The sequence below is a fragment of the Wolbachia endosymbiont (group A) of Volucella bombylans genome, from assembly GCF_964026965.1.
Taxonomy (GTDB): Bacteria; Pseudomonadota; Alphaproteobacteria; order Rickettsiales; family Anaplasmataceae; genus Wolbachia; species Wolbachia pipientis.
Genome location: NZ_OZ034717.1, coordinates 450,725 through 464,895, shown reverse-complemented (window position 1 = coordinate 464,895; position 14,171 = coordinate 450,725). Strand labels below are relative to the sequence as shown.

The window sequence follows — 14,171 nt, the reverse complement described above, 5'->3', positions numbered from 1 at the left end:
ATTGTATCTTTATTGGTTGATCTATTCAATACATTTATTCCAAAGTGTATTGTTAATTTTGTCTAACAGTTTCTTATGTTCATCAATTTCTTCACTATTTGGTGAATGTTCTCTGGGAGTTAGATTACGCACTTTATGCTGAACGAATGTAGAGTTACTGTCCTGATTGCATTCATTATCAAACAGAAAGGTTTGTAACCCTCCTGTAAGTTCAACATATACCTTTGCAAGCAATTGAGCATCAACTAGTGCTCCGTGCAATTCTCTATTCTCTAGCGATATATCAAAACGCTTACATAATGCATTCAAAGAAGCAGGTGATCCTGCGAATTTTTTCCTCGCAAGAGGTAATGTATCTAGCACTCTATCTGAGGAAATTAACCCAGCATTCAGCTTGCTTAACTCCATGTTAAGGAACTTAACATCGAATTCAGCGTTGTGAATTACCAAAATATCATTAGATATAAAGTCAAGAAATTCAAGTGCAACATCTGAAAATAATGGTTTATCTTCTAAAAATTCTTCACTAATACCGTGAATCTTAAATGAGTGATAAGGTATATCTCTTTCTGGGTTAAGGTACCGATGGAATACTTTACCTGTTGGAATGCGGTTAATTAATTCCACACACCCTATTTCAATAATTCGATGACCAGATCCAGTGTCAAGACCTGTCGTTTCAGTGTCAAGTACTATTTCGCGTAGCTTGCTTTCCATTTCAAAAAAAACTCATCTTACTTGTCATTTGTCTTATCGTTACTTGTCTTTTTATAGTGAATAGAAACAAGCAACCAGCTTGGGTCTGATGAATTAACATTTTTTTTGAATTGCCATACATCCTCAACTTTATTAATGGTGGATGTACTACCTGATATGATATCCCCTTTATTATTCTTAACGAAGTTAATTTGCTCTGAAAGGAAATATACTGCAATAAACACTGCGTTTTTTACTAGCTTTATTTCTAAAATCTTTTGTGAAACAATAGAAACAATTATAGACTCGTGCACCTCTTTACGATGTTTAATCTTCTCTGCAAAATTATCATATAAGTCTTTATCGAGAAGTGGTTTTAACTGAGACAAATTTCCTTGATTGAAACATTTTATTATTAATTCAAAAGCTATGCTTGAACCTTCTATAAAGTGGGAAATAGAAAAATCTTTGTTTTTTTTTAATATTTGTTTATAAGTAACTTTTATTGAATTTTCATCATTGCTATCAATGTAACCCTCAATGTTTTCTACTACATCTTCTCTACTTCGGCTTACATCCAATACATTAGTTAGCTTTTTTAGGTTGAGGTTGGCTGACCTTCCTAAAGAATTATACAAACGTGAAAAAATGAACGCCGCTAATAAAGCATATATTACAAGCTCTATCATAGTAACTCAACTCCTTGGCATATAAAGTATCCGAACATTATTAATTATTAATGAAAATATGTTTTTCATATCAACTTATAATCAGGTTTGCTATTCGTTTGTAAATGAATATATTATATAAGAAAGTATTAAATATCTCAACTTAATTAAAGGAGACGTAAGAAATGCCACAACAAAAAATGAGAATTCACGGTCAATATGTTAAAGATCTATCATTTGAGAATCCGAATTCGCCATTCCTTTCTTCTAGTAAAGCTCCAGATATTAATGTAATGGTTAATATCAATTCAGCAAAATTAGAAGGGACGAAAAACAAAGAAGAAGTGAATGAAGAAAAATCTTTCCATGAAATTACTTTGCATATAGAAGTCAAAGCAACGGTAAAAGATGAAGGCATAAAAGATGGCGTAGCTTTCATTTGTGAGACGAAATATTGTGGTATTTTTTCAATAGAAAATTTAAAAGAGTTGAGTGAGGAAGAGGTAAGACAAGCTTTGTTTATTGGCGGACCTACTTTTCTTTTCCCTTTTGCAAGAGAAATAATTGCAAGAGTTACAAGTAGTGGTGGATTTCCCCCACTGATGCTAGATCCTATAGATTTTGAAACTATGTATGAGCAGCAAGGTCAACAACAAAAAAGTAACGGTAGTAATTCCAATTTTAACTAATATGATGTAACTTGATGAATAATTCTTTAAACGCAAAAACGACTTTAAACATTGACGGGAAGTCATACAACTATTTTAGCCTAAGTAGTGTTAGTGAATTTTTAGGAATAGATGTGACTAAATTGCCCTGCTCACTTAAGGTTCTGCTTGAAAATTTATTGCGCAATGAAGATGGAGTAAACGTAAAGCTGGATGACATAAGAGTGCTAGCAGACTGCGTTAATAAACACACTAATCACGAAATTAGCTATAAACCAGCAAGGGTGTTGATGCAAGATTTTACAGGGGTTCCTGCTGTTGTTGATCTAGCTTCAATGCGGAGCTATGTTAAGAAAAATGGAGGAAACCCGAGCAACATAAATCCGTCTGTACCGGTTGATCTTGTGATTGACCATTCTGTTCAAGTAGATAGTTATGGAAGTGTTTCCGCATTCAGTAAGAATGTTGAGCTAGAAGTAAAAAGAAATTTGGAGAGATATCAATTTTTAAAGTGGGGGGAATCGTCCTTCACAAATTTTAGAGTAGTGCCGCCTGGCACAGGGATTTGCCACCAAGTGAATCTTGAATATTTAGCGCAAGTTGTGTGTAATAATGATGGAGTCATATATCCTGACACTTTAGTTGGTACTGACAGCCATACTACAATGGTTAACGGATTATCAGTTCTTGGTTGGGGTGTTGGAGGCATAGAAGCTGAGTCTGTGATGCTTGGTCAACCAATTAGTATGGTGATTCCAGAAGTAGTTGGATTTAAATTAATTGGCAGATTGCCGGAAGGAGTAACTGCGACTGATTTAGTGCTGACGGTTACCAATATCCTAAGAACAAAAGGCGTTGTTGGTAAGTTTGTAGAATTTTATGGTGATGGTTTAGATTATTTATCTTTGGCAGATAGAGCCACTATAGCAAACATGGCCCCAGAGTATGGTGCAACTTGTGGGTTTTTTCCAATTGATCAGAAAACACTCGATTATTTACATTTAACAGGGCGACCAGAAAAGCTGATTAAGTTAGTTGAGGCTTATGCGAAAGAGCAAGGATTGTGGCGTGGCAATAATGAGTTAGCATTTTTTGACGCACTAGAACTTGATTTATCGAGCGTGAAGCCAGTAATGGCTGGTCCTAAAAGACCACAAGATAAGGTTTTTCTTTCACAAGTGGCAGAGTCTTTTTCTAAATCATTTTCAGTTAATGAGTCAAAGGAAAGCGATAAACTCCAAGATGGAAGTGTAGTTATTGCAGCAATAACAAGCTGCACTAATACCTCAAATCCAAGTGTGATGATTGCTGCAGGTCTTGTAGCTCGTAATGCAATTAAACTTGGATTAAAATCAAAGCCTTGGGTTAAAACTTCTCTTGCTCCAGGGTCACAAGTTGTAACAGAATATTTAGAAAAGTCTGGATTGCAGGTAGATCTAAATGCTTTGGGTTTTAATCTAGTTGGATATGGTTGCACAACTTGCATTGGGAATTCTGGTCCACTTAATAAAGATATAGAAAATGGCATTAAAAACAAAAACTTAACCGTTGCTGCAGTTTTATCTGGCAATCGTAACTTTGAAGGAAGAATTCATCCGTTAGTCAAAGCTAATTACTTGGCATCTCCGCCACTTGTTGTTGCATATGCACTTGCTGGTACTGTGCAAATTGATCTGACAAAAGATTCAATATGCAAAGATAAGAATGGAAATGATGTCTATCTCAAAGATATATGGCCAACAAACAATGAAATCGAAGATTGTGTTAAAAGTGTGGTAACACGTGAGATGTTCATACAAAAGTATAAGGATGTTTTTTCTGGTGATGAACATTGGCGAAAGATAAAGTGTGAAAAAAGTGAAATCTATAATTGGGATGCAAACAGCACTTACATACAAAATCCGCCTTATTTTGATAACTTATCACCTAAAAATAATAAAATCGATATAAAGGGTGCACAAATATTAGCAATGTTTGGCGATAGCATAACTACTGATCATATTTCCCCTGCGGGAAATATTGCCTCGAGTAGTCCTGCCGGTCTATATTTAAAAGGGCTTGGAATTGAACCACAGGATTTCAATTCATATGGATCTCGTCGTGGTAATCACAATGTAATGATGCGTGGGACTTTTGCTAACATTAGAATAAAAAATGAAATGGTTAGCACCGAAGGTGGATATACAAAATATATTCCTTCTCAAGAAACTATGCCAATTTTTGATGCGGCGATGCGCTACAAGGAAGCTCTCATCATTGTGGCAGGAAAGGAGTATGGCACAGGTTCAAGTAGGGATTGGGCAGCAAAGGGTACTTTATTGTTGGGGATTAAAGTTGTAATTGCAGAAAGCTTTGAGCGTATACATAGGTCCAACTTAGTTGGTATGGGTGTTCTTCCACTTATATTCCAAAATGGAATAACCAGAAAGATATTTGATGGTAGCGAGGTAATAAGCATAAAAGGTGAAATAGTGCCGAGTGGAAATCTAGAATGTATCATCAAAAGAAAGGATAATTCAAGGCAATCAATTCAACTCAAATGCTGTGTACAAACCGCAACTGAGACTAAATACTTGATGTGTGGTGGAGTGTTGAGCTACATACTTGCACAATCTTTTTGATTTAGTGAAGTTATTGCATGGACTTCTTTTAGCCAGCCCTGATCCCTTTGTAAATAGCAATTTGCTCTGCGCAAAGTTATGATATAATTTCACCATACATATGGTGTCGGAGTATTTTTTGGAGATAATTATATATGATAAGCTCTATACAAGAACCTAATGAACTCAGAAAACGTTTACAAGGATTTTATCGTACTGATGAAAAGAGTTATATACGTTATCTTGTAGAAAAAGCAGAGCTTTCGGCTGATTCAAAAAATAGAATTTATAATATAGCAAAACAAGTTATTGAAAAAATCAAACACAATAAATTAAGTATTGTAGATTCCTTTATGCAGCAATACTCGCTTTCCAATGATGAAGGAATAGCGCTTATGTGTCTTGCTGAGTCACTACTTAGAATACCAGATGATTATACAATAGACGAGCTAATCAAAGATAAAATTGCCAATCAGGAATGGAATAAATATTTAGGGCACTCTTCTTCGTTGTTTGTTAATGCTTCCACATGGAGCTTGATGATAGGTAGCAGTATATTGAGAGATAATGAAGGCGATTCGAAGTTCTATTACGCAATTTCTAAGTTACTTAAGAATTTAGGAGAACCGATCATTCGCAAAGCAGTAAAACAAGCAATGTCTATGCTTGGTAATCATTTTGTTGTTGGAGAAACCATAGAAGAAGCTTTAAGGTACGCAAAACTAGATGACAATAGTAAGTTTTTATACTCTTTTGATATGCTTGGCGAAGCTGCTCACACAACTGAGGATGCAGAAGAGTATTTTAATTCATACATGCACTCAATAAAAGCTATAGGTGAATCCACTGAAATAAATGATTGTTTTAAATCCCATGGAATTTCAATCAAACTTTCTGCTTTACACCCACGTTATGAATTTAGTCAATTTGGCCGAATTGCTGGTGAGATATTCACTAAGGTTTTAGAGCTCTGCCGCGAGGCAAAAAAATACAACATTTCACTATGCATAGACGCAGAAGAAACAGAAAGGCTTGAAATTTCCTTAATCTTGTTTGAACAATTACGGCTTGATGAATCACTTTCTGAGTGGGAAGGGCTCGGCTTGGCTGTACAAGCATATCAAAAACGTGCTTTATCTGTTCTTGACTTTGTAGAGGATGTTGCTATTCGATCAAATCATAAAATTATGGTGAGGCTTGTAAAAGGTGCATATTGGGATTCAGAAATCAAGTGTACGCAAGAATTGGGATTAAATGATTACTCAGTATTTACAAGAAAAAGCTATACTGACGTATCTTACCTCGTGTGCGCACAGAAACTTTTGAGTAAACCAAACAGCTTTTACCCATGCTTTGGAACTCATAACGTCTATACTTTTGCTTCTATCATGGAACTTGCTGATAAAAACCACCCTGGATTTGAATTTCAACGCTTACATGGAATGGCAAAAGACTTATATGATTATGCAATGTCAGAGCTTGCAACAAATGTTAGCTGTCGTGTCTACGCACCCGTTGGGGAACATAGTGACTTGTTGCCTTATCTTATAAGACGCCTTCTTGAAAATGGAGCTAATAGTTCGTTTGTTAATCAAATAAGTGATCCTAACGTTAAAATCGATGAGTTAATTTCAGATCCACTGGAAAAAGCTATAAATTTTAATTATGAACCTCATCCAGGCATTCCATTACCACAAGATATTTTGGGACCAGAAAGAAAAAATTCCTTGGGGATGGATATTAGTGATTCTGTGATAGTCTCACAATTTGCAGATGATATAAAGGGTTTTAGTGAAAAAAAGTGGCAAGTTGGACCAATAATTGATGGAAAAGCACTATTTGATAATGCTGAATTTATCGAAGTAGTGAATCCTGCACATTTGGAAAATGTAATTGGAGAAGTGTCAAGTGCAACAAGCGATCAAGCTTTAAACGCTCTTGAAATAGCACATAGTGCTTTTGCTAAGTGGCAGAATGTTTCAGCAGAAGAGCGCGCTAAATGCCTTGAAAAAGCTGCAGATTTGCTTGAGGAAAGGATGAAAGAGTTAATTTACATTCTGATTGTGGAAGCAGGAAAAATTTTATCCGATGCAATAGCAGAAGTAAGAGAGGCAATCGACTTTCTGCGTTATTATGCAATGATAGCAAAAAATGAACTGAGCGACTGGAAAAAATTGCCGGGCCCAACAGGTGAAGATAACTTCATCTTTTTTGAAGGCAGAGGAGTTTTCTTATGCATATCACCGTGGAATTTTCCGCTCGCTATCTTCATTGGGCAGGTCTCAGCTGCACTTGCAGCAGGTAATGCAGTGCTGGCAAAACCGGCAGAGCAAACGCCGATTATTGCCTACGAAGCTGTTAAGATACTACATGAAGCTGGGATACCAAAGAATGTGTTACACCTCATTCCTGGGGATGGTGGATATTTAGGCAAAATATTAGTTCCAGACAATAGAATTGCCGGAGTAGCTTTTACTGGCTCAACACAAACTGCTCAAATAATCAATAAAATGCTTGCAAATAGGGATGGTCCTATTGTGCCACTTATTGCTGAAACAGGAGGGCTCAATGCTATGATAGTTGATAGCTCTGCTCTTTTAGAGCAAGTGGCTATGGATGCTTTGCTTTCTGCGTTTCGTAGCAGTGGTCAACGCTGTTCTGCGCTTAGAGTGCTGTTTATTCAAGAGGACATAGCAGAGAAGCAGATAAAAATGATATGCGGTGCAGCGCAAGAACTCAAGATTGGTGACCCAATACAACTTAGTACTGATATTGGTCCAATAATTGATAAAGCATCTATCGATATGCTCACTCAACATACGCAAAAAATGTCAGAGGATGAAGATTCAAATCTGTTATTTAAAGTACCCATGGATACAAATTCTCATAATGGTTATTTCTTTCCTCCATATATTTATGAGATACAAAAAATTTCGCAATTAAAGCAAGAGGTATTTGGTCCTATTTTACATATCATACGTTTTAACAAGTCACAATTAAATGAAGTTATAAGTGATATAAATAGTACTGGATATGGGCTTACGTTTTCTTTGCAGAGTCGTATACAAAGTCAAATTGACACTATAAGTAAAAAAATATCAGTTGGAAATGTCTACATCAACCGTAACCAGATAGGTGCAGCAGTTGGGATACAACCATTTGGTGGTAGAGGACTATCTGGCACTGGGCCAAAAGCTGGTGGTCCTCATTATTTACAGCGTTTTTCTACAGAAAAAGTTGTAAGTGTTAACACTACAGCATTTGGTGGTAACACTACACTTATGTGTTTGGATTAATTTGCAGGCCCTAATTTTTCTTACCCCTAAACTAGACGTTCGTGCAGTTATGTACACAGCGCTAAAATCCGAAAAGGACCAGCTCATGCACTGAAATAAATCGTATCCGTTCAGCCAATGGCGTCAACTTAAGAACTTTCATTAGCAAACTCTCCTAAAGACATGATGGCGTTTAGGCTTATCTACTTTATTGCGGCTGTCCCGGTCGGATTTTAACTTTAGCGCGTATACTTAAAAAGGGCTTGAAAGTTTTTTGGTGCAATAAGTACCTGATAGAGTTTCTGTCTCATTACACTAAATAAAACTGAAAAATTTAAACGATACTCAGAGGTTGTCCGGAAACTAGTAAATTCAAGCATATTCCCTCTTTAACATAACCCTACTCATAGCTAGGTATATGAAATTCTCAGTGGATGTTGTGAGTAAATCATACTCCTTCGATAGCCTTCTATTCCTATTAACCCAAGCAAAAGTCCTTTCTACAACCCATCTTCTTGGCTGTACTTTAAACCCTTGTTCTCTTGTTGGTAGTAGCTCAGGTGGCGTATCTTTGTGCACCCAAAATCTACATGGAGGCCTTGTAACAATTTCAATATCTATGTCATATTCTTCCTTTATGTGATTCTTTAAATTTCTTCCTTGGTATCCCATGTCAGCCCACATTTTTTTAACTTTAGTATATTTTGTTCTCATATTGTTTAATGCTATTTTAATACCATCTCTATCATTTTCGTTAGCAGCGCCTACGTAACAACCTAGTATAAAACCCTGAGTGTCTGTAATTATATGCCTTTTTCTACCCTTTACTTTTTTACTTCCATCATAGCCTTTGATCCCCCCTTTTCTGTAGTCTTTACAGATTGACTATCTACTATACAGGCACTCGGCTGCTCATTCCTTCCTATTTTTCTTCTACTATATTTTGTAATTTCATAATTCATTTTCTCAAAAATTCCCTGCTTCTTCCATTGCCTGAACTGCTCATACACAGTCTTCCATAGCGGAAAATCATTTGGTAAATACCGCCATTGACACCCTGTACGCAATACATAGAAAATTGCTTCTAATATTTCTCTTTTGCTATACTTTGGCGGCCTTCCTCCTTTCTTGTATGATACTCTGAAGTGTTTTTCTATTCTTGCCCATTCCCTTTCGCTTAGATCTGTTGGATACTTTTTTCTCATCTTTACCCCGTACTAAAATTTCAGATATTATAGCCTTTTACTTGTTTCCGGACAACCTCTGATACCAATTCCCATTACAGGGCAAACAGATGGACAATGATGGAAGAAAAGCCATACTGAAGTAAGTAAAATAGCGAGGTTTAAATGGCATTAAGATCAAAATTATTGGATGAAAAAGTAGTAGAATCAGCAAAAGAAATGCTGAAGAAAGTAAGGAATAATGCATATGTTTCAAAAAAACTAAATGCTGTAATTGCAGCAAAAAAGTACAGTATAACGGCTGTAGCAAAAATATATTGCATTTCAAGAAGCGCACTAACTTCGTGGGTAAAACTCTTGAAAATTGGCAGAGAAGAAAAACTGTTTGCTCCTTCACAACGTCGTAGAAAAACTAAATTAAATCAGGCTCAACTACAGCAAATTGAAGAGTGGATAGAAGAAAATCCTAATATCACCATTAAAGAAATGAGAATAAGAATCCAGGAAAAGTTCGGATTAAATATCAGCAAATCTACAGTACACCGCCATATGCAAAAGATGAAATTCTCATATATTACACCAAGACCAGTTCATAATGGACAAGATAAAAGCAAACAAGAGGAATTCAAAAAAAAATCTCAATGGAGCTATTAGCAAGTATCCAGAAAAAGAGCTATTTTTCTTTGATGAATCATGGTTTGGCACACATTCAAAAGTTGGACATGGGTGGTTTAAAAAGGGGATTAGAACACAGGTTAAAACAAAATTAGGTAGGCAAAATTTCTATCTCTATAGTGCAGTTAATCCTAGAAATCGAGAGAGTTCTAGCTTATTTGCACCAAATGTCAACACTGATTGCATGAACATATTTCTTGAGCAAATTTCGCAATATCTAGAAACACGAGAGGCTTTTCTCGTTATGGACTGTGCTAGTTGGCATAGGTCAAAAAATTTAAAGGTACCTAAAAATATCGACATTATATACCTACCTCCATACTCACCTGAGCTAAATCCTGTTGAGAGGCTTTGGTTATATATAAAACAGAACATTTTGCGCAATAAAATATACGATACAATTGCTCTACTTGAGGGTGCTTTGTGCAAATTTATTACTTCTCTTGCCAGCTCCACAATTAAACAACTCTGCAATGTTTCCTATTTGACTGGACAACAATGAGAATTGGTATTATTATTGTCTTTCTTTGTTACATCTGCTTTGAGCTTGTCTATCAAATACTTGATAATTTCTATTCTGCTATCATCTTCTGCTTCAGTGCACTGCCTAGCAGCTAAAAACAGAGCTGTTCGCCCATTATTGTCCACATCTTCAATATCTTGTCCCTTATCAATTAAGGCTTGTATTATATTTTTGTTCCCATATAAAGCAGCAAAGTGAAGAGGAGTATACCCTTCGGTACTTTCTCTTTCATTAATCAATGCACCATGGCTAGCTAGTAATTCTATAAATTCTGGCGTATTTGCAAAAACTGCAAAGTGCATTGGTGTTAGATCATCTTTACCATGATTTTGAGTTTTTGCATTAACGTTTGCTCCATTTTTTATCAGCAATTTTGCTATTTCTAATTGTTTGCGTCCGATGGCAATATGCAGTGGCGTACGATTGCGTTCATAATGATCATTGACGTTTGTGCCACATTTTATTAGTAGTTCTGCAGCTTCAATATTACCTTCCTGAATTGCAACGTATAAGGAAGCATATCCATCTTTTGTTTCCTCTGTCATACGAAATTGCGAACATGTTAGTTCATATATTATTAAGGATTATTATTAAGTTTTTATTAATACAATATTAATGTAGCGGGATGACGAGCTTATCGTCATCCCGCCGCGAACCGTCATACCACTGCGAACCGTCATACCGCCGCGGTATCTCTAGATCCCGCTAACAAGCAGCGGGATGACGGTTTTTCAAATTATCGTAAGTCAGTTTAGCTATAGCTACAAGTTTCATTCTTCCCTTACAAATAACTTTACTGCGTCCTTTTTTCGGATTCAGAATTAGCAAGAAACGTTCTTGTAAGGTGGTCTACTAAAATTTTGCTTTATAAAACAATGTCTGAACTATGCAATTAATACATTATCAACACAACTGATTCATAAAAGCAAATATTATAACCACGAAGAGAGAAAATGTTATGCTTAGTTTAATAAGAAAGACCTTGAGAAAAAAAATGACTCATCAGGTAAACGATTCGAAATTGAAAGAGAAAGATGAAAAAAGTATTTTAAAATTAGCATCAAAAATAAAAGGCAAAAAAAGTAGCATTGCTGAAGAACTAGAAAAAATATCTAAAAAGGAAAAACAAAGGATTCTTACTACGGAAGTAAGCAAACATCGGGGTAAAGAACCAACTATTATATCACTTGCTTATGCTATACTACGTAAAGATAGTATAGCTGTTGAGAAAATGTTAAGAGTAGCTAAAGAAAACGGTATTCTGAAAGACATTCTTGACGCAACAACAACTATAAAATATCCAGGTGGTCAGGAAGAAACTTGCACACCACTTACTTATGCCATATTATGTAAAAATAGCAAAACTATTGAAGAAACTTTAAAAGTCTCTAAAGAAAACGGTATTCTGAAAGATATTCTTAACGCAACAACAACTATAAAATATCCAGATAGTGAAGAAAAAATCTACACACCACTTACTTATACAATATCATGTAAAAGCAACGAAGCTTTTAATACAACAAGAGATATAAATCAAGATGGTCAGGAAAAAACTCACATCCCATTTCCTACCCTTGATAAAAGAGAAACTGAATTAAAATTAAAAGAAAAAAGACAAAGTAGAAGAGATGAGGGATTAAATTTTAACAATGGTAGTAGTGACAAAAATGTTGAAATAAAAGTTAATGGGGATATCTTGTTGCAGCATAGTAGTGGAATTGAAAATGAAATAAATCATACTGCTGTACGTAATGATGTAAGGGGGGTAAAGCCTCTAATAGAAAGTAGAGTAAATGTTAAAGTACAGAATATAAATGCAGTGATTGCAACTTCTGTGACATTTAAAATGATTGCAACTTCTGTGACACTTGAGTTGGTAGCTAGTAAAATAACATGTGTACTGTCAAAACCCACCACTAAATTGGAAGAAGTAGCTATAACATATTTTCAAGGTTTAGCACTATATTTGTGAAACTTAATTTATATGTGCTAAACAAGATGCTGATTAGTTTTATAGCTAACCCAAGAAAGGTTTCCCTACGTCATACCGCCGCGGTATCTCTAGATCCCGCTAACAAGTAGCGGGATGACGATTGTCGTTTAGCCATAAATATTTAAGAAATTTACCAAATAAAAAAAAAGGCAAAAGAAGCCCTGGGGTTATTATCTGCTTTAAAATATTGGCGTTTTTTATGTTTTAAACGCTTGACAAGCAAGATTTAGCTGCTTTTAATTGCAACTAACCTATGCTGCAAATGTTTAAGAAATTTACCAAGCAGAAAAAAAGACAAAGAATCCCCGAGTTAGCTAGTCTTTTACTATCTCTGTCGAGTATTGGCATTTTTTGATGTCTTGTAACGCTTTATAAGCGCGTTCAGCTTATTTAGATAAAAATCTAGATGTAGATGAAGTTTTGTAAAGACATACAGTATCTATATACTGCAAAAAATTGAACATAAGACGCCGATACATTAAGTAATCCTTACCTTTTAATCTGCAGATTGGCGAAAGCAAATACAATAGCTTCAGTTTCATGATAAGGGGGCTGGCGGAGTTTGTCAAGGAAGTTTTTCGTTTCTGTGAACCACCTGCTAACCGACAGCTAACATTAACTACCGATATCGTATCTGAAGAAGCCCCCTGGCCATTCTAAAAAATTTAATGCTGAGTACACCTTACTTTTGGCTTCCTCTATAGTGCTCCCTTCTGCTACTATATTTAGCACTCTTCCGCCATCGGAAACTAAGTTACCACTTTCATCGAATTTAGTACCAGCATGAAACACCAACACACCAGGAATGCTTTCAATCTTATCTAATCCTTTAATTACTTCTCCCTTTTGATAATCACCCGGATAGCCTTTACTTGCAACAACTACACAAACTGTAGATTTGTTGTTAAGTTCCACCATTTTGACATTTAACTTTCCTTCTGCAACTGACAACATCAATTTTAACAAATCGCAATTTGAATCAAATCTAGGTAATATAGATTGCGTTTCTGGATCACCGAATCTAACGTTATACTCGAGAAGTTTTGGGCTATCTTTGCAAATCATTAAACCAGCAAAGAGTACTCCTTTATAAGACGTACCCATGTTAACCAATGCTTGAGCTGTAGGGTATATTATTTTTTGGATAATTTTTTGCTCCATGTCCTTACTTATAATTGAAGGTGATGAGTACGACCCCATACCTCCAGTATTTTGGCTTTCATTACTTTCATCAACTCTCTTATAATCTTTTGCACACCCAAGAGTTACTACTTTCAACCCATCAATAAGAGCAAAAAAACTTACTTCTTTTCCAACTAAAAACTCTTCTATGATTATTTCTTCACCTGATTCACCAAATTTTTTCTCCACTAGCATTGAATTTATTGCTGAAAAAGCTTCGCTTTCTGTATTACATATAACCACCCCTTTTCCTGCTGCAATTCCATTTGCTTTCACTACAAGTGGAAACTTTATTTTATTGCTACGTACAAAATCTTTAGCTAACCCTTCATCAACAAAACACTCGTACTTGGCAGTTGGTATACCATATCGTTTACATAGTCCCTTGGTGAAAGACTTCGATCCCTCAAGTTTTGCAGTTGCTTGACTTGGAGCAAAAACATTTATTCCCTCTGCAACTAAATCATCAGCAAGCCCATCAATTATTGGTTGTTCTGGACCAATAACAACCAACTCTATATTTTCTCTCTTGCAAAATTGTGTAACATCCACTGAATTTTGAATATTTACATCCACAAGAACTCCCAAATTTTCCATGGCCTGGCGACCAGGAGTTACATATAACTCAGTCAAGATAGGAGATTTTTTTAGAGCCCAAAGTAGAGCGTGCTCACGCCCACCAGAACCTATAACCAGAACCTTCATCT

The 14,171-nt window shown here is 35.7% G+C and carries 8 protein-coding genes and 3 pseudogenes; 5 read left to right on the top strand and 6 right to left on the bottom strand.

Features of this window, described 5'->3' with window-relative positions:
- Positions 1–21 precede the first annotated feature (21 nt).
- Both dnaQ and AAGD51_RS02310 read right to left on the bottom strand, forming a co-directional pair.
- A complete protein-coding gene (gene dnaQ / locus AAGD51_RS02315) occupies positions 22–717 on the bottom strand; it encodes a DNA polymerase III subunit epsilon (RefSeq protein WP_006279763.1) in 696 nt (231 codons plus the stop codon).
- A gap of 17 nt (positions 718–734) precedes the next feature.
- The gene (locus AAGD51_RS02310) at positions 735–1,385 is read right to left on the bottom strand and encodes a Tim44/TimA family putative adaptor protein (protein WP_006279762.1); all 651 of its coding nucleotides are present in this window, start codon (positions 1,383–1,385) and stop codon (positions 735–737) included.
- Between the two features lie 164 nt (positions 1,386–1,549).
- Between AAGD51_RS02310 and secB the strand changes: the two genes are divergently transcribed.
- From secB to putA, 3 genes are all read left to right on the top strand, one after another.
- Positions 1,550–2,053: a protein-export chaperone SecB gene (secB, locus tag AAGD51_RS02305; protein WP_006279761.1), complete on the top strand. Its 504-nt coding sequence runs from the start codon at positions 1,550–1,552 to the stop codon at positions 2,051–2,053.
- Positions 2,054–2,067: 14 nt separating this feature from the next.
- On the top strand, positions 2,068–4,653 hold the full coding sequence (gene acnA, locus AAGD51_RS02300; protein WP_236514421.1) for an aconitate hydratase AcnA: 2,586 nt from the start codon (positions 2,068–2,070) through the stop codon (positions 4,651–4,653).
- Positions 4,654–4,787: 134 nt separating this feature from the next.
- Entirely contained in the window at positions 4,788–7,928 is a 3,141-nt protein-coding gene (gene putA / locus AAGD51_RS02295) for a bifunctional proline dehydrogenase/L-glutamate gamma-semialdehyde dehydrogenase PutA (protein ID WP_236514422.1), read from the top strand.
- Between the two features lie 141 nt (positions 7,929–8,069).
- Here putA and AAGD51_RS02290 read toward each other — a convergent pair.
- A pseudogene (locus AAGD51_RS02290) lies at positions 8,070–8,257 on the bottom strand (IS4 family transposase); the annotation flags it as partial.
- 22 nt (positions 8,258–8,279) lie between these two features.
- Positions 8,280–9,112: pseudogene (locus AAGD51_RS02285) on the bottom strand (IS5 family transposase).
- 144 nt (positions 9,113–9,256) lie between these two features.
- Between AAGD51_RS02285 and AAGD51_RS02280 the strand changes: the two are divergent.
- A protein-coding gene (locus AAGD51_RS02280) for an IS630 family transposase (RefSeq protein ID WP_236514338.1) occupies positions 9,257–10,268 on the top strand; the annotation gives its coding sequence in 2 pieces (ribosomal slippage) (positions 9,257–9,718 and positions 9,720–10,268; 1,011 coding nt in all).
- 8 nt (positions 10,269–10,276) lie between these two features.
- Here the strand turns inward: AAGD51_RS02280 and AAGD51_RS02275 are convergent.
- Positions 10,277–10,834 (bottom strand): annotated as a pseudogene (locus AAGD51_RS02275) (ankyrin repeat domain-containing protein); the annotation flags it as partial.
- A gap of 413 nt (positions 10,835–11,247) precedes the next feature.
- On the opposite strand from AAGD51_RS02275, the gene AAGD51_RS02270 reads away from it, so the two are divergent.
- Positions 11,248–12,261: a hypothetical protein gene (locus AAGD51_RS02270; RefSeq protein WP_341810487.1), complete on the top strand. Its 1,014-nt coding sequence runs from the start codon at positions 11,248–11,250 to the stop codon at positions 12,259–12,261.
- A 636-nt stretch (positions 12,262–12,897) separates the two neighbouring features.
- On the opposite strand, the gene purD is transcribed toward AAGD51_RS02270, so the two are convergent.
- Positions 12,898–14,169 (bottom strand): phosphoribosylamine--glycine ligase, encoded by a 1,272-nt coding sequence (purD, locus tag AAGD51_RS02265; RefSeq protein WP_077188477.1) that lies wholly within the window; start codon positions 14,167–14,169, stop codon positions 12,898–12,900.
- Positions 14,170–14,171 lie beyond the last annotated feature (2 nt).

Coding starts and splice junctions, on each gene's coding strand:
- dnaQ (WP_006279763.1), bottom strand. CDS start 717: ATGGAAAGCAAGCTACGCGAAATAGTACTTGACACTGAAACGACAGGT.
- AAGD51_RS02310 (WP_006279762.1), bottom strand. CDS start 1,385: ATGATAGAGCTTGTAATATATGCTTTATTAGCGGCGTTCATTTTTTCA.
- secB (WP_006279761.1), top strand. CDS start 1,550: ATGCCACAACAAAAAATGAGAATTCACGGTCAATATGTTAAAGATCTA.
- acnA (WP_236514421.1), top strand. CDS start 2,068: ATGAATAATTCTTTAAACGCAAAAACGACTTTAAACATTGACGGGAAG.
- putA (WP_236514422.1), top strand. CDS start 4,788: ATGATAAGCTCTATACAAGAACCTAATGAACTCAGAAAACGTTTACAA.
- AAGD51_RS02270 (WP_341810487.1), top strand. CDS start 11,248: ATGCTTAGTTTAATAAGAAAGACCTTGAGAAAAAAAATGACTCATCAG.
- purD (WP_077188477.1), bottom strand. CDS start 14,169: ATGAAGGTTCTGGTTATAGGTTCTGGTGGGCGTGAGCACGCTCTACTT.